The organism is Acidimicrobiales bacterium (genome assembly GCA_022452145.1).
Taxonomy (GTDB): Bacteria; Actinomycetota; Acidimicrobiia; order Acidimicrobiales; family MedAcidi-G1; genus UBA9410.
This window is the reverse complement of the sequence record JAKURY010000005.1, coordinates 39460-59738: the sequence shown is the minus strand read 5'-3', so window position 1 is coordinate 59738 and position 20279 is coordinate 39460. Positions and strand designations below refer to the sequence as shown.

Here is a 20279-nt window from a genome sequence, read left to right as displayed (position 1 = left end):
GGCCATCAGGCCTCGACGATGGGGTCAGCGGACCTCGACGGTCGGAACCAGTGCGGGCCGCCTACCCGTGCGGCGCGACACCAGGCGTCCGGTCGCCCGCCGGGCGAGGCGGGTCAGCTCCTTTGGATCCCGCTGGCCGTCGCCGACCGCACTCCCCACGGCATCGGCCACCGCACCGGCCACCTCGCCGTGCCAGTCCTGGCGCTCGGCGGGCTCGACCCAGCCTCGGCTCTCGACGATCGGGGCCCCGACCAGTCGACCCTTGCGCCCGTCGACGACCACCCGGACGAATACGAATCCCTCACCCGCCATGGCCCGGCGCTCCTCGACCAGGTCCTCGGAGACCCGCCGACCCGACTCGTCCACCATCACGTACTCGTCGGAGACCCGACCGGAGTGGACTAGGCCGTCGTCGGTCAACGACACCCGGTCGCCGTCGGTACAGCGCATGATCCGCTCTGCGACCATGCCCCGTCCGAGCGCCAGGTCGTGGTGGGCGACCAGGTGGGCGTACTCGCCGTGAACGGGAATAAACAGCTCGGGATCGGCGGCGTCGTGCAGCGCCAGGAGCTCGTCGGCCTTGCCGTGCCCGGTCGTGTGAACCCCCAGCTGGCCGCTGTGCACCAACTGCACACCACGTCGGGCCAGGGCGTTGTGAAGGCGCGAGATGGCGGCCTCGTTGCCGGGGATCGGGTGCGACGAGAACACCACGGTGTCCCGGTCACCGACCGTGAGGAAGCGGTGGCTGCCGTCGGCCAGGCGCTTCAGGGCCGCCCGGGGCTCGCCCTGCGAGCCCGTGCAGACCACACAGGTGCGTGCCGGATCCAGGTCGTCGATCTCGGTATCGGCGGCCAGCATCCTGTCGGAGATCCTGAGCAGGCCCAGCTCACGCGCCAGGGTGACGTTGCGTACCATCGACGGGCCCATGACCACCAGCGTCCGCCCGGTCGCCGCTGCGGCGTCGGCCACCTGCTGGATCCGATGCACGTGGCTGGAGAACGCCCCGACGATGATCCTCCGGCCCTCGTGGGCCTCGAAGACCTCGCGCAGGACCGGCCCGATGGTGGTCTCCGAGGTGGAGGAGCCCGCGGCGCCGGCGTTGGTCGAATCGGCCAGCAGCAGCCGTATCCCATCGGAGGCGGCCAGTTCCCGGAGCCTCGGCAGGTCGGTGATCCGACCGTCCACGGGCGTCGGATCCAACTTGAAGTCGCTGGAATGGAGGATGCGCCCCTGCGGCGTGTCGAAGATCGTCATCAGCCCACTCGGCGTGGAATGGGTGACCGGAAGGAACTCGCAGTCGAACGGCCCTACGGGAAGGCGGGCGTGGTCGTCGAGCTCCACCAGATCGGGCACCGGGAGCTTCTCGCCCTTCAACTTGCCCCGCACCATCCCCAGGGTGAACGGCGAACCGTAGATGGGCATGGACGCGCCCTCGGCGGCCAGCGCCGGGAGCAGGTACGGCAACCCACCAATGTGGTCCTCATGGGCGTGGGTAATCACACACGCCTCGATGCGATCGGCCCGCTCCACCAGCCAGGTGAAGTCCGGCAGGACGGCGTCAACCCCCGGGAGGTCGTCGGGGAACAGTTGGCCGCAGTCCAGCACGACGATGCGCCCCTCGACCTCGAGCGCGGCGCAGTTGCGCCCGATCTCGCCCAGGCCGCCGAGGAACGTGAGGTGGACGGGAGAAGCCATGTCGGTGACGTGGAGTCGGTCAGGCCCGGCCGAGCCCGGCGAGGATCTGGCGGGCCCGGTCTGCCAGGTCATCGGGCTCGGGACCCATCGGGGGACGGCAGTCGCCACCCGGCAGGCCGAGGACCTTCATCATGGCCTTGGACGGAACCGGGTTCGGAGTGAGGTCGCCGGACTCGAAGTCCCAGGACGGGATGAGGCGCCGGTTGGCCTCCGTGGCTGCGGCCACGTTGCCGGAGAAGAAAGCGTCCACCATGGCCACCGTCTCAGGGGTGGCCCAGTGGGAGGCCACGCTGACCACGCCAACGGCGCCGACGGCCAGGAGGGCGAGGGTGAGGGCGTCCTCGCCGCTGTACACCTCGAAGCCCTCCGGAGCGGCGGCCACCAGACGTGCCGTCTCGGCCACGTCGCCGGCGGCGTCCTTGACCGCCACGATGTTCTGCACCTCGTCGGCCATCCGCAGGATGGTATCCGTGTCGATCTTGCGCCCCGACCGGGGAGGGATGTCGTAGAGCATCACCGGAAGTCCTGTGGAGTCCGCGACGGCTCGGAAGTGGTCGAAAAGCCCCAACTGGGACGGGCGGTTGTAGTACGGCGTGACGGTGAGGATGGCGTCCGCCCCGGCGTCGGTACAACGACGGGTGAGCTCGACTGCGGCCGCCGTGTCGTTGCTCCCGGCACCGGCGATGACGTGGCAGTCCACGGCACCGGACACAGCCTCCACCAGGGCGATCTGTTCGTCGTGGGTCAGCGTCGGTGACTCACCGGTCGTACCGGCCAGCACCAGGCCGTCGTTGCCCTGCTCCACAAGCCAACAGGCCAGGTCGACCGCTCCATCCAGATCCAGCGACCCGTCGGCGGTGAACGGCGTGATCATGGCGGTGATCACCCGCCCGAACCTCGGTTCCATACTGGGTTACCTCCTGATCGGCCCGGGTCGGGCCCAGTTGGGCGCCACGGCTCAGCCCGCGGCCTGTTCCATCGCCCGCTGGATGCCCAGGGTGGCCAGCAGGTTCTCGTGCAACTCGAACCAGACCGTGTGGTACGACTCGATCATCGGCCGGGTGAACCAATCCAGGTCGCCTCCCTGCACCCGGGAAAGCGCCGTGGCAAACCGCCCGCCGTAGTCGCCAAAGCGGTCCAGTAGTTCGGCCAACGCAGAGCACAGCGGCTGGATGACCGCGTCGGTTTCCGCCAGGCGCCCGATCACCGCCTCGTCGTGGGCGGCGTCCGCGTGGTCGTTCGCGATCCGCTCGCCGTCCGGGTCCTCCGGATCCGAACGGAGCTGCCAGTCGGTGCACAGGCCCAGGAAGCCCTGGTTGGCTTCCAGGAACCGGCGATAGGCCTCCTCGACCTCGCCGCGACAGCCGATGTCGGCCAACTCGTCGGCCAGCAGTGCCTCGCCGTGGGCCCGACCGTCGGTCGTGAGCATCCAGCCCGACACGCGCCCGTCACGGTGGCGGGCGTGGCCCGCCGCCTCCAGGGCCGTCAGCCGGGTTGCAGCCTCGTCCTCGGACAGGCCGGCGACCTCGGCCACAACCGGCGTGTCGACGAAGCCCTTGACCCTAAGGACGTGCACGACCCGGAGGTCGGCGGTGCTGGGTCGGATCATGGTCCTCACGCTAGCGCCGGGTCGCGACGGGCCAGCCGGACGAGCACCAGCGGATAGCCGCCCAGTCCGATGAGGGTGAAGACGAACCACTGGAAGGCATAGGAGAGGTGCGATCCGTCGCCCAGGTCGACGACCGGGGCCGCCACGGGCAGGCCCGAGGCGCCGTCGTCGACCGCGCGGACCCACATGGGGGCCAGGGCGGTCCCCCACCGCTCGGCCAGGGCCTCGAGGTCGATGCGGTCCACCTCGGCCCCGTGGCCACGCTCGCCCGACCGCCCGACGTCCAGGCTGCCGACCACCTCGACGGCGGCGGCAGGCGCCCAGGGTGCGGGGTCACCATCCAGGTACAGCCCACGAGGCACGAAGCCCCGGTCGACGGCCACGCCGACCCCGGGGTGGATACCGTCGATGAGTAGGAGGGTGACCACGTGCACCCCGGGCACCCCGTCCATGGACCGGTTCGCCAGGTACACCTGTGCCCCCTCGGCCCAGGTGCCGGGCACCACCACCCGCACGTGCCGGAGGTCCTCTGGCGTGCCACCACCCTTCAGGGCGCCCAACGCCGTGGCCAGGGCGACAACTGGCTCGTCGGCCCGCGCTGCGACCACCGCGTTGTAGCTCCGACGCGTGTCCAGGCGACGGAGCTGCCAGAAGCCCAGGTTGGCGGTGACGACCAGCAGGGCGGCGACCAGCACGTGGGAGAGCAACCAGGCAGGCCGCAGGAGGCGACGTGTGCCCGGGGTCACGGTGGGGTCCCCGCTCCGGTCAGAGGCCGAGCAGGACGTCGAGGCCCACGGTCACCCCGGGGACCTCGGCGATCCGACCCACGGCCAGCACCACGCCGGGCATGAACGACCCCCGGTCGGTCGTGTCGTGTCGGATCGTCAACGTCTGGCCGGTCGTGCCCAGCACGACCTCCTGGTCGGCGACGACCCCGCTCATCCGCAACGAGTGGATCCTGATGCCGGCAGGGCCTGCGGCACCCCTGGCTCCGGACATCACCTCGCGGGTGGTCGGGTCCGGCGCCCAGTCGGCCGACGCCGCCGCCATGCGCTCGGCGGTGGCCACCGCCGTGCCCGATGGGGCATCGACCTTGCCGTCGTGGTGAACCTCGACGATCTCTGCGGTGTCGAACCACGGGGCGGCCAACTCGGCGAAGCGCATCATCAGCACGGCACCGATCGCGAAGTTTGGCGCGATCAGGCAGTTGCTGGAGGTGAAGGCCGCCCGGAGGGACCCGACGTCGGCCTCGTCCAGCCCGCTGGTGCCGACGACCGCATGCACGCCTGCAGCTGCCAGGACCGGCAGGTTGGACCGACTGGCCTCGGCAACCGTGAAGTCGACCGCCACGTCTATGCCGACCTCCACGAGGGCGTCCACGTCGGCCAGCACCTCGACCCCACAGACCTCGCTCCCGGGAGCCGACGGGTCGACAGCAGCCGCCAGCACCATGCCATCGGCGGCGGTCACAGCCTCGGCAACCGATCGACCCATGCGGCCGACGGCCCCCACCACCCCGACACGAATCGGATCTCCGGACATGTCCCGAGGCTAGCGGTCGCCATCACGGCGACCCGGGCCAGTTGGTCAGGGTAGACAGGCCCAACCTGGGATTTCTACTCTGGACTTGCTGGTCTTGGCCAACTGCTCCGGACTGGCTGCTCCGGTCAATCTTGCTCTGCTGGCCTTGGCCTACTGATCAGGCGTGCCTGCTCAGGTACCGGAACCGACTATCGCCACGACCGGTTCGGGGGAGAGCACCTCGGCCAGGACCGCGTTCACCTCGTCGAGGGTGGCCGCCCGCAGCGTCTCGACGTACTCGTCGAGCGGTACCACCCGGCCCAGCAGGCTCTGGCTCATTCCCAGCCGGGACATCCGGCTGCCGGAGTCCTCGAGGCCGAGCAGGATCGAACCCTCGAACCCGTCGCGGGCGATGGCCAGCTCGGCGTCCGTGATTCCATGGGACGCCACGTCGGCCACCTGGTCGGAGACCACCTTCCGCAGCTCGCCAGCCCGTTCGGGAGCCGTGCCCGCGTAGACCGAGACCAACCCGGCGTCCTCATAGCCCGCCATCGACGAGAACACGTTGTAGGCCAGGCCACGGTCCTCGCGCACGGTCTGGAACAGGCGGCTCGACAGCCCACCGCCCAGCACATGGATCCCGAGGGCCAGGGCGTGCCTACGGGGGTCGTCACGCCTCGGGCCCCGCCACCCCCAGGCCACGTGGGTGGCCTCGGTGGGGCGGGCCAGGCGCCGGGCCTCGACCGGCTCCAACGTCGGAGCCGTCCTCACGGGTGCCTCTCCCCCTGTCCGGCCGGAGAAGGCCTCGGCGACCTGGTCGACCAAGGTCCCGTGATCGACGGCGCCTGCGGCCGCCACCACCAGGTTGGGGGCCCGGTACCAGTGGTCGTGGAATCCGACGATCTCGTCCCGGCCGATGGCTGCCACCGATGACTCGGTGCCCAGCACCTCCCGACCCAGCGGATGCTCCGGAAAGAGCGCCTCGTAGAGCAGTCCGAAGACCACGTCGTCGGGATCGTCGGCCTGGAGGTGGAGTTCCTCGAGGATGACCTGACGCTCGGTCTCCACGTCAGCCGTCCGTAGCGCCGGCTCCCTCAGGACGTCGGCCAGCAACGAGACGGCCATCTCCTGGCCTCCGGCCGGCACGCGGGCGTAGTACGCCGTGTACTCCTTGGATGTGAAGGCGTTCATCTCGCCGCCGGTGGCGTCCACCAGCTCTGCGATGGCGCGGGCCGTGCGACGCTCGGTCCCCTTGAAGAGCAGGTGCTCCAGAAAGTGGGAGGCGCCAGCTATCGCGGGATCCTCGTCCCGCCCACCGACGGCGACCCACACACCGACCGAGACCGAGTGGGCGTCCGGCATCCATTCAGACACCACACCCGGTCCAGTCGACAGCCCGTGTTCGGGCAGGCTCAACTCGACCACCGTCTCGGTGGCCCTCCGGTCGCCGCGCGGGCGGCCCCGATCAGCGGAAGCGCTCAGCGACCCCGCCGACGACGGCCACCGCCGCCACCGCCACCGCCACCGCGGTTGGCAGACACGGCATGACCAAGGTCTCCGTGCACCGTCTCGAGTTCGGCCTTGAAGGCCTCCTCAAAGCGCGCCTCGATGGGGCCGCTGTCCGAAGTCGGGGCCTTGTCGGCGTCGTCGGAGTCGGCCACCAGGGCGTCCTCCTCAGAATCGGCCGGAACCTCGTCAGCGTCGTCGGCGACGTCGAAGCCAGCCACCGGGGCGTCATGGCCAACCTCGTCAGAAGCAGCCGGAGCATCATCCTCGTCAGAAGCAGCAGGCGCCGACTTGGAGGGAGCGTCGCCGGCCGGCTTCAACGAGATCTTGCCGTTCGGGTCTACATCCTCGACGATGACCTGCAGCGGCTGGCCCAGCTCAAGGACATCCTCGACCCGGTCGATGCGCTTGCCGCCACCCAGCTTCGAAATGTGCACCAGACCGTCGCGGCCGGGGAGGATGCTGACGAAGGCGCCGAACTTGGTGATGTTCACCACCCGGCCCTCGTACACCGCGCCCACCTCGGCGGTGGGCGGATCCACGATCAGCATGATCTGGCGCTTGGCCTCGGCCACCTTGTCGCGGTCCGGCGAGGCGATCGACACGATGCCGACCATGCCGTCGTCGTCGACGCTGATGTCGGCTCCGGTCTCGGCCTGGATGGTGTTGATCATCTTGCCCTTCGGGCCGATGACCTCACCGATCTTCTCCACCGGGATCTCGAACGCCTCGATCTTCGGGGCGTTCTCGCCGACGTCGTCACGCGGGCCGGGAATCGCCTCGGCCATGACCCCGAGGATCGCCAGTCGGGCTTCCTTGGCCTGGTTCAGGGCGTTGGCCAGGACGTCGGCGGGAATGCCGTCGATCTTGGTGTCCAACTGGAGTGCGGTGACGAACTCCGCCGTACCGGCCACCTTGAAGTCCATGTCGCCGAAGGCGTCCTCCACACCGAGGATGTCGGTGAGGGTGACGTACTCGCCGTCCTTGTAGATGAGGCCCATGGCGATGCCGGCCACCGGAGCCTTGATCGGCACACCGGCGTCCATCATCGAGAGGCTGGAGGAGCACACCGAACCCATGGAGCTCGAGCCGTTGGACGCAAGGACCTCCGACACCAGGCGCAGGGTGTAGGGGAACTCCTCGAAGCTCGGGATGATCGGGAACAGGGCCCGCTCTGCGAGCGCACCGTGGCCGATTTCACGACGCTTCGGACCCCGCATGAAGCCTGTCTCACCGGTCGAGAAGGGCGGGAAGTTGTAGTGGTGCATGAACCGCTTGCGGCTGACCGGGTCGATGCCGTCGATCATCTGGTCCATGCGACCGGTACCCAGGGTGGTGAAGTTCAGCACCTGGGTCTCACCCCGCTGGAACAGGCCGGAGCCGTGCGCCGTAGAGACGACCGCCACCTCCGACGACACAGGCCTCAGGTCGCCCGTGCCACGCCCGTCGATGCGGACGCCCTCGGTGACTATGCGGGTCCGCACGGCCTCCTTGGTGACCGCACGGATGGCACCGGCGATGTGGCGATCGGCATTGTCCACGTCGGCGAACTGCGGAAGCAACTCGTCGAGGAGCTCGGCCTTGAGTGCCGATTCGGCGGCACTCCGCTCGGCCTTGTCGGCAATGGTCTGGGTCTCGGCGATGCGCTCGGCACCGGCGGCCTCGACCGCAGCGAGCACCTCGGGGGTGTAGTCGCTCGTGACCTCGTAGGCCATGATCTCCGGCGCACCCACGGCGGCCACGAGCTCCTTCTGGAGCTCGATGACCTCGCGGATGAACTGCTTGGAGAACTCCAGGCCATCGGCCAGGACGGCCTCGTCGACCATCGGGGCACCGGCCTCGTAGACGTCGCAGGTGGCCTCGGTGCCGCCAGCCTCGACCATCATCACAGCGACGTCGCCGTCGTCCAGCAGGCGGCCGGCCACGACCATCTCGAAGGCCGACTCGCTGCCCTCCTCGTAGGTGGGATGCGGAATCCACTCGCCGGCCGCGGTCCAGGCGATGCGCACCGCACCGACCGGGCCGTCGAACGGGATGCCTGACAGCATCAGGGCCGCCGAGGCGCCGTTCAGGGCCAGCACGTCGTGGGGGTTCTCCATGTCGGCACCAAGGACGGTGCCCACGATGTGGACCTCGTTGCGGAAGCCCTGCGGGAACATCGGCCGCAGCGGGCGATCGATGAGGCGACAGGTCAGGACCGCCGATTCCGGCGCCCTACCTTCACGACGGAAGAACGAGCCGGGGATCTTGCCGGCGGCGTACATCCGCTCCTCGATGTCGACCGTGAGCGGGAAGAAGTCCGCACCCGGTCGGGGGGACTTCGCGCCGGTGGCGGTCACCAGGACCGTGGAACGGCCGATCTGGGCCAGGACGGCTCCGCCGGCGAGACCGGCCATGCGGCCCGTCTCGAACGACATTGTCTTGTCGGTCCCGCTGAATGTGCAGGAAACCGTGGTTGCTTCAGTCATGCTTCTCTCTTCTCGTAGCCCGCCCGGAACAACTCCGGACGGTTCGACGGCCGCGATCTGCGGCATGTCGGGGATGCGGACGCGTGTCGCCCATCCCCACTCATCGATCTGGTTGTCGGTCCCGTTGGTCCGGTCCCCGACGCGACACGGACGGCCCTCCAGCCGCCCGGTGTCTGATACGACCTATCTACGCAGCCCCAACTTGGCGATGACCGCCCGGTAGCGCTCGACGTCGTTCTTCTTGACGTAATCGAGCATCCGCCGGCGGCGACCCACCAGCATCAACAGACCCCGCCGACTGTGATGGTCCTTCTTGTGAACCTTCAGGTGGTCGGTGAGGTGGGTGATGCGGTCGCTCAGGAGTGCGATCTGCACCTCGGGAGAACCGGTGTCACTCTCGTGCAGCCGGTTGGACTCGATGGTGTCGCCCTTGGGGGGCAGGTTGGTCGGCATCGGAACCTCGGGTATCGGACCCAGCCTCGTGGTGCGCGATGCGCCACCGGAAGCCATACGGAGGGCCGGAGGTCTTCGATCCCGACCCTGAACGACCCCGGTCGGGTCGTCCTCGGAGTGGAAGGGTACCAGCGGACCGGTTCGGGGCCACCCCGGGGGGCCACCCGCAAGCAGCCGTCGTGGAGACCGCCACAGGGTCCGCCGCGGAGGCCACCGGATCGGGGCCGTCGGACCGCCGTAGTGTGGCGCCATGGCCGCCAGATTCACCCACCTGGCCCTCCCCTGCCGGGATCTCGACGCCACGATCGACTGGTACGAGGCCCACACGCCGATGCGGGCCTTCCACCGCCGGTCCGACCTGGATGCCGAGGTAGCGTGGCTGGCCGAGGACGACACCTCGGTCGGCCTTGTGGTCGTGCAGTCATTCGAGGCCAGGGCATCGGGCGAGCCACAGACCACGCTGTCGCCATTCGCCCACCTGGGATTCGACGTGGACGACCCTGCCGAGGTGGACGCTGCAGCCGAGGTGGGGCGTTCCTCGGGTTGCCTGCACTGGGAACCAGAGCGTCACCCGCCTCCGGTGGGCTACCTGTGCGCCCTCACGGATCCCGACGGCAACGTGGTCGAGTTCTCCTACGGTCAGGGCCTGTAGGCCTTGCAGGCCGAGCCTGCCAGGTGGTCCGGAACCGTTCAGCCTCCGCCGATGGCCCCCAGCAGGCGGGCCATCTCGACCGCCGCGTCGGCACAGTCGGCGCCCTTGTCGCCCCGGTCCACGTCGGCCCGCTCCATGGCCTGCTCCACGGTGTCGGTGGTCAGCACCCCGAACACCACGGGCACACCGGTGTCATGGCCAGCCCGCATGATCCCGGCAGCAGCCTCACCGGCCACGAAGTCGAAGTGCGGGGTCTCGCCCCGGATCACCGCCCCCAGGCAGACGACGGCGTCGTAGCGACCTGATTCGGCCATCGCCCGGGCGGCAAGGGGAACCTCGAAGGCACCGGCCACCCATGCCAGGTGGATGTCGTCGTCGGCCACGCCCAGGGCGGTGAGCCTGGCCCGGGTACCGGCCACGAGGCTGGTCGACACGAAGTCGTTGAAGCGGCCCGCCACGACGCCGATGTGGAGCCCGGATCCGTCCAGCGGCGCGTCGATCACGTTCACGAGGCGCTTCCCTCGCCGGCGACCCCGCCTGCCGCCTCCTCGGAAGGCAGCATGTGGCCGAGCCGCTCCCGCTTGGTCTCCAGGTACCTGACGTTCTCCGGATTGGGGGTGATGTCCAGCGCGACCCGGTCGGTGATGACCAGCCCGTAGCCCTCGAGGCCTCCGTACTTGGCCGGGTTGTTGGTCATGAGCCGCATGTGGGTGATCCCCAGGTCGGAGAGCATCTGGGCACCCACGCCGTACTCCCTGGAGTCCACCGGCAGGCCCTGCTGGAGGTTCGCGTCGACGGTGTCCAGCCCCTCGTCCTGGAGCCCGTAGGCCCTCAACTTGTGGCCGATGCCGATTCCGCGCCCCTCGTGGCCCCGCAGGTAGGCGATGACCCCGACGCCCTCGGCACCGATCCGGGCCAGAGCGGCATCGAGCTGCGACCCGCAGTCGCAGCGCAACGAGCCCAGCAGGTCACCGGTCAGGCACTCGGAGTGGACCCGCACCAGCGGGGCATCCACCGAGGCCAGATCGCCGAGCACGTAGGCCACGTGCTCGTCCTCGTCGAGGAGCGACACGTAGGCGTGGGCTGTGAACTCGCCGTACCTCGTCGGGATGCGTGCCGAGCCGAAGTGCTCCACCAGCTTCTCGTGTCGGCGGCGGTGGCGGATGAGGTCGGCGATGGTGACGAGGTGCAGTTCGTGTTCGGCGGCGAACACCTCGAGATCCGGCAGTCGGGCCATGGTCCCGTCGTCGTTCACGATCTCGCACAGCACCCCGACCGGCGGCCGATCTGCCAGGGCACACAGGTCCACGGCCGCCTCGGTGTGGCCGGCCCGCTTCAGCACACCACCGGTCCGGGCCCGTAGAGGGAAGATATGGCCCGGCCGGGCGAACTCGGTGCGCAGGCGTGCTGGGTCGGCCAGGGCGACCACGGTGGCCGACCGGTCGGAGGCCGAGATACCTGTCGACGTGCCCGCCGCCAGGTCCACCGAGACGGTGAACGCCGTCCTCATCGACTCGGTGTTGTCGACCACCATTAGCGGCAGGTCCAGGGCATCGGCCCGCTGGTCGGACATCGGGGCGCAGATCACGCCGCTGGTGTGGCGGATCATGAACGCCATCTTCTCCGGCGTCATGGCATCGGCCGCGATGATCAGGTCGCCTTCGTTCTCCCGGTCCTCGTCGTCGACCACGACCAGGAACTCGCCCCGGGCATAGGCCTCGATGGCGTCTTCGATGGTGGACAACGGCATCAACCGCTCCCGTCTGTGGTGGCAATGCGGCCGGCGGCCAGGAGGCCGGCGACGTACCTGGCGAGGACGTCGGCCTCGACGTTCACCAGGTCGCCGGTCCGGCGATCCCCGAAGGTCGTGACATCGAGCGTGTGGGGGATCAGCGCCACGTCGAACGTGTCCCGGGTGACGGCCGCAACGGTCAGGCTCGTCCCGTCCAGGGTTATCGAACCCTTCTCGATGACCTGGCCGGCGAGCTCGTCGGGTAGGCGGAATGTGAGTCGACGGGACCCGTCGGACAGGGCCTCGACTGCGACCACCTCGGTGACCGTGTCCACGTGTCCCTGGACGACATGGCCACCGAACCGGCCGTCGGCGGCCAGGGGGCGTTCGAGGTTGACGGCCTCACCGGGCGCCATGGCGCCCAGCGTGGTGCGTTCGAGGGTTTCCGGAACCGCGTCCACCCCAAACCAGGCGTCCCCCCACTCCACGACGGTGAGGCAGCAGCCGTTCACGGCGATGGAGGCGCCGAGGGTGACATCGTCGAGCACGGTCGCCGCATCCACGACGAGGCGTCGGCCGCCGCCGACCTCGTCGACAGAACGGATGGTGCCGAGTTCCTCGACGATTCCCGTGAACATGTGCCCCGTGCTCTCCCAGATGTCCAACCCCGGGGCATGGAGTCGACGGGACACGACGGGACACGATGACCGCTCACGACCGCCCGACCGAGGGTCCGGTGGCCGCGGCACCATCACCGCTTCCGACGTCCTCTCCCATCCGGACTCTGACCGTCGGCCCAGGATTCCCACCTGGTCGGCCCCGGACGATGCCTCACGGCGACCATCCGGGGTTCGCGGGCTCATCGGATCACTCCGACTCACCGCCGGTCGGGACTTTCACCCAACCCCGAGGACTGTTGTTGTGGCCCAAGCGTATCCGCGCCCAGTGCCGTGGCATCCAGCCGGCGCCAGGCGCCCGATATGGGCACTCGGCGCCCAGGTACAACCCGGTACGGGCGCTCAGTACAGGCCCAGCAGGTGTCCCGACATGGCCAGCACGGCGGCCGACATGACCGGCCGGATCAGCCGCTCGCCGCCCTCTACGGTCACCCGTGCGCCCATGGCGCCACCGACTCCAAAGCCTGCTGCCAGGACCAGGGCCGGACCCCAGTCCACCAGCCCGCCGACGATGAACACCGGAAGGGCGGTGAGGGTCACCATCAGGATGACCACCACCTTGACGCTGTTGGCCACCACGAGGTCCAGGCCGGACCGCGACAGGGTCAGCACCAGCAGCAGGCCGACCCCGGCCTGGAAGGCCCCGGCGTAGCAGCCCACCCCGAAGAAGACGAGGGCCGCGGTCGTGCCGGACCACGGTCGGACAGCCGCGGCAACCTTCGGTGGTCGCAGGGACAGGACGAGCAGCGGCACCATCAGCACGCCGAATGCCCGCTCGAAGGACTCGGCGGGCAGCCGGGAGATGAGGATCGAGCCGGTGAGCGAACCGACGACCACCGGAATCACTACGGGCAGGACCCTCGACAGCCCCGACACGCCGAGACGCCGGAAGGTCGCCGAGGCGCTCAGGTTGGAGGCCAGGATGCCGACCCGGTTCGAGCCGTTGGCCACGTCGCCGGGAAGGCCGGCCAGGACCAGCAGGGGCACGGTCAGCATCGAACCGCCGCCTGCCATCGTGTTGACCGACCCAGCTAGCAGGCCGCCACCGACCAGCAGCAGCACGTCGGGCAGGTCCACGGTGTCGATCCCGCGTCAGCCCAGGGCAGCCCTGGTGTCCGCCACGTCACGGTGGAGCTGGGCCACCAGGGCGTCGAGGTCGTCGAAGCGGGACTGGCCCCGCAGGCGACGGACGAAGCGCACCCGTGCCGCCTCGTCGTACAGGTCCGGGCCCCCGTCGTCGGGCCCTCCGACTTCGAGCAGGTGGGCCTCCAGCACCACGGCGCCATCCTCGTAGAACTGTGGCCGCGTCCCCAGCGAGATGGCCGCGGCATGGACCGCTCCGTCGGGTCGCTCGTACCAGCCGGCGTAGACAGCGTCCTCCGGTAGCAGGATCGAGGGATCGATCCGTACGTTGGCGGTCGGAAAGCCCATTTCCCGGCCTCTCCGGTCGCCGGCGAAGACCACCCCCCGTACCTCGTATGGCCGCCCCAGCATGGCGTTCGCCCGCTTCAGGTCACCGCGTGCCAGGGCCCGACGGATGAACGTGGACGAGACCTGTTCGTGGTCCCGGGCCGGCCTGCCGTCGAGGCCGACCAACCCCAGGCCCATCACCTCGAAGCCCAGCTCGACGCCCAGGTCCCGAAGCAACGCCACGTTGCCCAGGCGCTGGTGGCCGAAGTGGAAGTCCTCCCCCACCACGACCAGGGCGACACCCAGTCCGCCTACCAGCACCTCGCGGATGAACGACTCTGCCGACTCGGTCGCCCGCTCCGCGTCGAACGGCAGCACCATGGTCAGGTCCACGCCGGTGGTGGCCAGTTCTTCCAGCTTCTGGTCGGTGTCGGTGAGCAGCAGCGGGGCCGAACCGGGACGCACCACGCTGGCCGGGTGACGGTCGAAGGTGAGGACGGCCGAGGTGAGGCCCCGTTCGACGGCCAGCCGGCAGACCTCTGATATGACCTGCCGGTGGCCGGTGTGCACGCCGTCATAGGCGCCGATGGTCAGGGCGGTACGCGGCGAGGACGGGTCATGCTGGCTCAGTTCCCGACGGATCTCCACGCGGGTGAGGCTAGCGAGAGGCCGCCGGTAGCCCCGTCAACCGGCCAACCGGCACATTCCATCGGGGACGACGCCCCCTGCTGTCACGTCCAGCCGTCATGTCCAGCAGGTCAGGAACCTGCGGCGGCCAGCACCATCACCGGCCTGGCCCCACCCTCGTGCGGCTCGTACACGGCCAGCAGGGTGCCGTCGGGCCCGTGGACCGGCCACGGACCATCTCCTCCCGCATCGGCGTCGAGTCCAAGGCGGTACAGCGCCAGCGGTCGACCGAAGGAGATGTCGGCCGCCGTGGCCTCGTCTACCCGGACGCTGGAGAGGTCCCGCAGGGCCTCGGACAGCGGCAGGAGGACCGGTGATTCGACCGAATGCGCATCGGCCAGGGTGAACGACCCGACAGCCGTGCGTCGGAGGTTCCGGAGGTGGGCGCCACCGCCGAGGGCCACACCCAGGTCGGCTGCCAGGGTACGCACGTAGGTCCCGGATGAGCACTCCACCACGGCGTCGAACACGCCCGGCTCGTCGGCAGGCGTGACGTCGAAACGGGCCACCGATACCGGTCTGGCCCTGCGTTCCACCTCGCCGCCCTCCCGAGCGATCTCGTAGAGGCGTCGGCCGTCCACCTTCACCGCGGAGACCATGGGCGGCACCTGTTCGATGTCGCCGACGAACCGCCGGGCGGCCAGGGCCACGCGGCCCGGTGTTACCGCCGACATGTCATGGACAGCGGTTACCTCACCAGAGGCGTCGAGCGTGGTGGTCTCGCTACCCAGCACCACCTGCCCGACGTACTGCTTCGGGAGGAGCGTCAGGAACCGCAGGAGGCGGGTGGCACGACCCACCCCGAGCACCAGCACGCCGGTGGCATCGGGGTCGAGCGTCCCCGAATGGCCGACCTTGCGGGTTCCCAACACCCCTCGGGCCTTGGCCACCACGTCGTGGCTGGTCCACTCGGCGGCCTTGTCGATGACCGCGATCCCGTCGGGACCGACGGGGCCGGGCGGACGGTTGGCCACGTCATTCCTCCTCGTCGGAGGGTGCCAGCCCGCGGAGGATCTCCTCTATGCGGTCAGCGGAACGGACCGTGTCGTCGACCACGAAGTCCAGCGGCGGGACCCGACGGAGGCGGGCCTGGTCGCCGATGGCACGGTGTAGGCGGGGCCTGAGCTCGAGGAGGGCCTCCAGGAGTTCGTCATCGTCGTCGATGTCGGACGTCACGAACACCCGAGCCATGCTCAGGTCACGGTCGGTCTCGACGGCAGTCACGGTCAGGAAGCCGAGGCGGTCATCGTCGATCCGCTCGACCTCCTCGGCCAGGATCCGGACCAGCAGTTCGTTCAGCCGGTCGGCCCGGTCGTAGCCGCGGGCACCGCCGGCAGGTCGGCGACCCTGCGGTGCTCCCCGTCCCATGGCCTGCCCCTAGGTGCGGGGAATCTCCCGCTCCTCGAACGTCTCGATGACGTCGCCTTCCTTGAGGTCCTGATAGTCAGAGAGGCCTATGCCGCACTCGAATCCCGACTGGACCTCCCGCACGTCCTCCTTGAAACGTCGGAGCGAGCGGACCTCGCCCTTCCAGATGATCGCTCCCTCGCGGAGGAAGCGGACCTTGGAACCGCGGGTGACGGTTCCGTTGGTGACGTAGCAGCCGGCGATCTTGCCGATCCGGGGCACCGAGAAGATCTCCCGTACCTCGGCGTCGCCGGTCACGACCTCCTCGAACTCCGGGGCGAGCATGCCGAGCATGGCCGCCTCGATGTCCTCGATCAGCTTGTAGATGATCTCGTAGGAGCGGATCTCGACCTTCTCCACGTCGGCCATCTCGCGGGCCTTGCGCTCCGGACGGACGTTGAAGCCGATGATGGTGGCGTTCGACGTGGCGGCCAGCTGGATGTCGTTCTCGGTTATCCGGCCGACGGCCCGGTGTACGAACGCCAGCTTGACGTCCTCGCGCTCCAACTTTCGGAGGCTCTCTGTGACCGCCTCCAGTGAACCGTTCACGTCGGCCTTGACGATCAGGTTCAGCGTCGCCGTCTCGCCCTTCTGGATCTGCGTGAAGATGTCCTCCAAGCGGGCGCCACCCGACAGGGCGTGCGCATCCCGCCCGATGTTGACCTGACGGCGCCAGTGGCCCCGCTTGTCGGCCACCCGGCCGGCGACCTTCTCGTTCGGGGCGACGACGAAGCCCTCTCCCGCATCGGCCACGTCGGAGAGGCCGAGAACCTGCACCGGCATGGACGGGCCGGCCGACCTGACCTGCTCGCCGTTGGCGTCGACCAGGGCCCTCACCCGACCCCAGGCGGCGCCGGCCACCAGCGGATCGCCGACCTTCAGCGTGCCGCGCTGGACGAGCACCGTGGCCACGGGGCCGCGACCGACGTCCAGGAACGACTCCAGCACCACGCCCTGCGACCGACCGTTCGGATCGGCCCGGAGGTCCTCGATCTCTGCCACCACGTTCAGGTTGTCCAGGAGGTCGTCTACACCCAGGTTCTGCAGGGCTGATACCTCGACGACGACGGTGTCGCCACCCCAGGATTCCGGTACCAGGTCATGCTCGGCCAACTGGCCCAGCACCTTCTGGGGGTCGGCGTTCTCACGGTCGATCTTGTTCAACGCAACGATGATCGGAACGCCGGCCGCCCTTGCGTGGTCGAGTGCCTCGACCGTCTGGGGCATGACCCCGTCGTCGGCGGCCACCACCAGGACGACGATGTCCGTCGATTCGGCACCGCGCGCCCGCATGGCGGTGAAGGCTTCGTGGCCGGGAGTGTCGATGAAGGTGAGGCTCCGACCACCGTGTTCGGCCTGGTAGGCGCCGATGTGCTGGGTGATGCCACCTGCCTCGTCGTCCACGACGTTGGCGCTGCGGATCTGGTCGAGCAGCTTGGTCTTGCCGTGGTCGACGTGGCCCATCACGGTGACGATCGGTGGGCGGAGCGGTGCATCGTCGTCGTCGAGGTCGTCGACGACGTCGAGCAACTTGAGGATCTCGACCTCCTGCTCCTCGCCCGGATCCACCATGCGGATCTCGGCGCCCAGTTCGGCGGCGAACAACTCGATCATGTCGTCTGACAGCGACTGCGTGGCCGTCACCATCTCACCCTGCTGCATCAGGAAGCGGACGACGTCGGCGGCCGTGCGGTTCAGCTTGGGGCCGAGGTCCTGGGCGGTGGAGGCACGATCCACCACCACCTCGCCCTCGGGCACCGACGCGTCATCGGGGGTATAGGCGTGAACGTCCATCGGCTGGAGTTCTTCGCGGCTGCGGCGCCGTCGCCCCCTTCGACGAGGTGGGCGACGACCGCCGGGACCACCACCTGGTCGACCCCCGGGACCACCACCCGGTCGACCCCCGGGACCACCACCCGGTCGGCCGCCGGGACCACCACCGGGACCACCGCCGGGACCACCACCCGGGCGTGCGCCACCGGCACCGGGTACGGACTCGCGCGGCCCTCCACCCATCGGTGGACGACGGCCCACGGGCGGCGGGCCGGTACGGCGACCCGGTGGGGGGCCAGTCGGCGGCGGGGTACGGCGACCACCCATGCCGGGGGGCGGGGGGATCGGCTTGCCGGACGACGACACGGGCGGGCCGGGGGGTGGCGGAATCGGCTTGCCGGAAGCGGACAACGGGGGCGTGGCACCGGGAGGCGGAAGCCGCGACGCCTCGGGGTCGATGACCCTGGCCGCCAGGTCCGGTACCGACGGACCATCGTCATGGGGTACCGGCTCGAAGCTCGGCTGGGCGACTACAGGCTCGGGCTCAACGACCCTCCTCGGGGGCGCCGAGGAGCCGCTCGAGGAGATAACGCGCTTCGGGACTGAGGTCTCGGGCTCGGGGGTCGGCTCAGGGGCGGGCGTCGGTTCAGGTGCGGGCGTCGGCTCCGGTTCCGGCTCCTGGTCGACCGTCGGCTCTGGCTCCTGCTCGGACACCGGCTCCGGTTCGGACGCCTGCGTCGGCTCGGGCGTCGGCTCATCGGACGGCTTGGCCTTGGCTGGCTTGGCCTTGGCTGGCTTGGCCTTGACCTCCTCGGGCTGCACCTCGCGCCTCAGGCCCTCACGATCAGCCTTGCGACGTGCCCGATCGGCCTGAGCCTCCACCATGCCGGAGGAATGGCTCTTCACACCGATTCCCATGGAGGCGCAGAGGTCGAGTACCTCGCCGTTAGTCATCCCCAGTTCTCGCGCCAACTCGTAGACGCGGATGTTCTTTGGCACGGTGGTTACGACGTCCTGTTGCTAGTGGGGTTCTTGCTAATTGAATTCTGCTCGTTCAAGGTTCGATCCCCGGTTCGACGGGGCTCGTCAGACCGTCCGGCACTGACTGAACCGCTGTCTGACGCTATCGGTTGGGGGCTCCGATCACCCGTCGAAACCAGCCCGGACGGCAGCCGCCCGGCAGGCGGCGACAGCAGCGTCGAGCTGGTCTGCGGACACCGTCCGGCGAAACGCCCGAGCCAGGTCGGCGGAGCGCAGGCCGGCGACACAGGGTCCGGACAGGTGGACCCAGGCGCCGCGACCGGGCTCCGTCCGGCCCACGACGGGCACACCGACTCCCATCGGCCATGCCAGCCGTACCAGACCGGAGACCGGGCCGGCCGTCCGACACGCGATGCACGTCCGCTCGGGAGCAGTTCCCACAGTAGGACCGTGAAGAGACCGGGCAGGGAGACCGGACCGCCCGCGGTCGCCCTACTCCTCTTCCCCACCCTCGGTGGCCGCCTCGGTCCACTGGCCGGCGGAGACGGCAGGACCGCCCTCGGCGGGCTGCCAGACCTGTTCGCCTGTCTCGTCGTTGACGATCCACTCACCCTCGGCCCACTCGACGTCGGCGTATGCCGCCTCCTGGGCGACCTGGGTCTCGCTCTTGATGTCGACCCGCCATCCGGTCATCCGGGCGGCCAGTCGGGCATTCTGGCCCTCCTTGCCTATGGCCAGAGAGAGCTGGTAGTCGGGCACGATCACCGTGGCAGTGCCGGTCTCCTCGTCGATGAGGACCTCCTTCACCTTGGCCGGCGACAGGCCCTTCATCACGAAGTCGGCAGAATCCTCGGAGAACGGGACGATGTCGATCTTCTCACCCCGCAGCTCGTTGACGACCATCCTCACACGGGCGCCCCGGGCACCCACACAGGCACCGACCGGGTCCACATTGGGGTCGTTGGACCACACAGCGATCTTGGTGCGGTGGCCTGGCTCGCGGGCACAGGCCCTGATCTCCACGACGCCGTCGGCGATCTCCGGCACCTCGAGCTCGAACAGGCGCTTGATGAGGCCTGGATGGGTCCGGCTGACCACGATCTGCGGACCCTTTGCCGTCTTGCGGACCTCGACGATGTAGGCCTTCATCCTGGCGTTCGCCTCGGGCCGCTCGAACGGCACCTGCTCAGCCTGGGGAAGCAGGGCCTCGACCCGCCCCAGGTCCAGCAGGGTGTACCTGGCATCGGTCTGCTGGATCATGCCTGTGACGATGTCGCCCTCCCTGCCCGCGTACTCCTCGTACTTGAGGTCCCGCTCGGCCTCACGGATCCGCTGGGTCATCACCTGGCGGGCGGTCTGGGCCGCGATCCGGCCGAAGTTCTCCGGGGTGACGTCGAACTCCTCGCCGACCGGCTCCCCCTCCTCGTCGAGGTCCTGGGCCAGCACTCGGATCTCCATGGTGTCTGGATCGATGGTCACCCACGAGAACTCGTGGGCTCCGGGCGTGCGCTTGTAGGCCGACTCCAACGCATCGGCGAGTGCGGCGAACAGGAGGTCCACGGAGACCCCCCGGTCGACCGCCAGGGCCTCGAGGGCCTCCATCATCTCGGGATTCATGACCCGACCTTCCTTCCCGGGGCGTCAACGCCACCCCGATCCTTCCCCTTGCGTACTGACTTGGGCTCGGGGGTCCACACGAAGACGGTGC

Annotated in this window: 18 protein-coding genes, 1 pseudogene and 1 riboswitch; of the genes and pseudogenes, 1 reads left to right on the top strand and 18 read right to left on the bottom strand. The window is 69.4% G+C overall.

Going from position 1 to position 20279, the window contains the following annotated elements:
* Positions 1–24: 24 nt before the first annotated feature.
* The 8 genes from MK177_02980 to rpsO all read right to left on the bottom strand — a co-directional run bounded on the left by MK177_02980 (position 25) and on the right by rpsO (position 9252).
* On the bottom strand, positions 25–1695 hold the full coding sequence (locus MK177_02980) for a ribonuclease J (GenBank protein ID MCH2426281.1): 1671 nt from the start codon (positions 1693–1695) through the stop codon (positions 25–27).
* A gap of 19 nt (positions 1696–1714) precedes the next feature.
* A complete protein-coding gene (dapA, locus tag MK177_02975; GenBank protein MCH2426280.1) occupies positions 1715–2602 on the bottom strand; it encodes a 4-hydroxy-tetrahydrodipicolinate synthase in 888 nt (295 codons plus the stop codon).
* 51 nt (positions 2603–2653) lie between these two features.
* The gene (locus MK177_02970) at positions 2654–3304 is read right to left on the bottom strand and encodes a hypothetical protein (GenBank protein MCH2426279.1); all 651 of its coding nucleotides are present in this window, start codon (positions 3302–3304) and stop codon (positions 2654–2656) included.
* A 5-nt stretch (positions 3305–3309) separates the two neighbouring features.
* Entirely contained in the window at positions 3310–4050 is a 741-nt protein-coding gene (locus MK177_02965; protein MCH2426278.1) for an SURF1 family protein, read from the bottom strand.
* A gap of 19 nt (positions 4051–4069) precedes the next feature.
* Positions 4070–4846 carry a 4-hydroxy-tetrahydrodipicolinate reductase gene (gene dapB / locus MK177_02960; GenBank protein ID MCH2426277.1) on the bottom strand — a complete coding sequence of 259 codons (777 nt, stop codon included), beginning with the start codon at positions 4844–4846 and terminating at the stop codon, positions 4070–4072.
* 171 nt (positions 4847–5017) lie between these two features.
* Positions 5018–6199, bottom strand: coding sequence for an insulinase family protein (locus MK177_02955; GenBank protein ID MCH2426276.1), 1182 nt, complete (start codon positions 6197–6199; stop codon positions 5018–5020).
* Between the two features lie 104 nt (positions 6200–6303).
* Positions 6304–8799 (bottom strand): polyribonucleotide nucleotidyltransferase, encoded by a 2496-nt coding sequence (locus MK177_02950; GenBank protein ID MCH2426275.1) that lies wholly within the window; start codon positions 8797–8799, stop codon positions 6304–6306.
* Positions 8800–8982: 183 nt separating this feature from the next.
* A complete protein-coding gene (gene rpsO, locus MK177_02945; GenBank protein MCH2426274.1) occupies positions 8983–9252 on the bottom strand; it encodes a 30S ribosomal protein S15 in 270 nt (89 codons plus the stop codon).
* A 250-nt stretch (positions 9253–9502) separates the two neighbouring features.
* Here rpsO and MK177_02940 point away from each other — a divergent pair, with 250 nt between their 5' ends.
* Positions 9503–9904 (top strand): VOC family protein, encoded by a 402-nt coding sequence (locus MK177_02940; GenBank protein ID MCH2426273.1) that lies wholly within the window; start codon positions 9503–9505, stop codon positions 9902–9904.
* Positions 9905–9942: 38 nt separating this feature from the next.
* Here MK177_02940 and ribH read toward each other — a convergent pair whose 3' ends face one another.
* The 10 genes and pseudogenes from ribH to nusA all read right to left on the bottom strand — a co-directional run bounded on the left by ribH (position 9943) and on the right by nusA (position 20188).
* The gene (gene ribH, locus MK177_02935; GenBank protein ID MCH2426272.1) at positions 9943–10413 is read right to left on the bottom strand and encodes a 6,7-dimethyl-8-ribityllumazine synthase; all 471 of its coding nucleotides are present in this window, start codon (positions 10411–10413) and stop codon (positions 9943–9945) included.
* On the bottom strand, positions 10410–11654 hold the full coding sequence (locus MK177_02930) for a bifunctional 3,4-dihydroxy-2-butanone-4-phosphate synthase/GTP cyclohydrolase II (protein ID MCH2426271.1): 1245 nt from the start codon (positions 11652–11654) through the stop codon (positions 10410–10412). The genes ribH and MK177_02930 overlap by 4 nt, the downstream gene beginning before the upstream one ends.
* Positions 11654–12328: a riboflavin synthase gene (locus tag MK177_02925; GenBank protein MCH2426270.1), complete on the bottom strand. Its 675-nt coding sequence runs from the start codon at positions 12326–12328 to the stop codon at positions 11654–11656. Before MK177_02925 ends, MK177_02930 begins: the two co-directional genes overlap by 1 nt.
* Before the next feature lie 69 nt (positions 12329–12397).
* Positions 12398–12554, bottom strand: a riboswitch (FMN riboswitch).
* A 101-nt stretch (positions 12555–12655) separates the two neighbouring features.
* Positions 12656–13390, bottom strand: coding sequence for a TSUP family transporter (locus tag MK177_02920; GenBank protein MCH2426269.1), 735 nt, complete (start codon positions 13388–13390; stop codon positions 12656–12658).
* Between the two features lie 15 nt (positions 13391–13405).
* Positions 13406–14371: a bifunctional riboflavin kinase/FAD synthetase gene (locus MK177_02915; protein ID MCH2426268.1), complete on the bottom strand. Its 966-nt coding sequence runs from the start codon at positions 14369–14371 to the stop codon at positions 13406–13408.
* Positions 14372–14481: 110 nt separating this feature from the next.
* Positions 14482–15384 carry a tRNA pseudouridine(55) synthase TruB gene (gene truB, locus MK177_02910; protein MCH2426267.1) on the bottom strand — a complete coding sequence of 301 codons (903 nt, stop codon included), beginning with the start codon at positions 15382–15384 and terminating at the stop codon, positions 14482–14484.
* 1 nt (position 15385) lies between these two features.
* Positions 15386–15778 (bottom strand): 30S ribosome-binding factor RbfA, encoded by a 393-nt coding sequence (gene rbfA, locus MK177_02905; GenBank protein ID MCH2426266.1) that lies wholly within the window; start codon positions 15776–15778, stop codon positions 15386–15388.
* 9 nt (positions 15779–15787) lie between these two features.
* Positions 15788–17611: a translation initiation factor IF-2 gene (infB, locus tag MK177_02900; protein MCH2426265.1), complete on the bottom strand. Its 1824-nt coding sequence runs from the start codon at positions 17609–17611 to the stop codon at positions 15788–15790.
* A gap of 915 nt (positions 17612–18526) precedes the next feature.
* Positions 18527–18544: pseudogene (locus MK177_02895) on the bottom strand (hypothetical protein).
* Between the two features lie 519 nt (positions 18545–19063).
* On the bottom strand, positions 19064–20188 hold the full coding sequence (nusA, locus tag MK177_02890; protein MCH2426264.1) for a transcription termination factor NusA: 1125 nt from the start codon (positions 20186–20188) through the stop codon (positions 19064–19066).
* Between the last annotated feature and the right edge of the window lie 91 nt (positions 20189–20279).

What these genes read in the sequence shown, in the direction of transcription:
- MK177_02980 (MCH2426281.1), bottom strand. Translation starts at nt 1,695, where the DNA reads ATGGCTTCTCCCGTCCACCTCACGTTCCTCGGCGGCCTGGGCGAGATC.
- dapA (MCH2426280.1), bottom strand. Translation starts at nt 2,602, where the DNA reads ATGGAACCGAGGTTCGGGCGGGTGATCACCGCCATGATCACGCCGTTC.
- MK177_02970 (MCH2426279.1), bottom strand. Translation starts at nt 3,304, where the DNA reads ATGATCCGACCCAGCACCGCCGACCTCCGGGTCGTGCACGTCCTTAGG.
- dapB (MCH2426277.1), bottom strand. Translation starts at nt 4,846, where the DNA reads ATGTCCGGAGATCCGATTCGTGTCGGGGTGGTGGGGGCCGTCGGCCGC.
- MK177_02950 (MCH2426275.1), bottom strand. Translation starts at nt 8,799, where the DNA reads ATGACTGAAGCAACCACGGTTTCCTGCACATTCAGCGGGACCGACAAG.
- rpsO (MCH2426274.1), bottom strand. Translation starts at nt 9,252, where the DNA reads ATGCCGACCAACCTGCCCCCCAAGGGCGACACCATCGAGTCCAACCGG.
- MK177_02940 (MCH2426273.1), top strand. Translation starts at nt 9,503, where the DNA reads ATGGCCGCCAGATTCACCCACCTGGCCCTCCCCTGCCGGGATCTCGAC.
- MK177_02930 (MCH2426271.1), bottom strand. Translation starts at nt 11,654, where the DNA reads ATGCCGTTGTCCACCATCGAAGACGCCATCGAGGCCTATGCCCGGGGC.
- rbfA (MCH2426266.1), bottom strand. Translation starts at nt 15,778, where the DNA reads ATGGGACGGGGAGCACCGCAGGGTCGCCGACCTGCCGGCGGTGCCCGC.
- infB (MCH2426265.1), bottom strand. Translation starts at nt 17,611, where the DNA reads ATGGACGTTCACGCCTATACCCCCGATGACGCGTCGGTGCCCGAGGGC.
- nusA (MCH2426264.1), bottom strand. Translation starts at nt 20,188, where the DNA reads ATGAATCCCGAGATGATGGAGGCCCTCGAGGCCCTGGCGGTCGACCGG.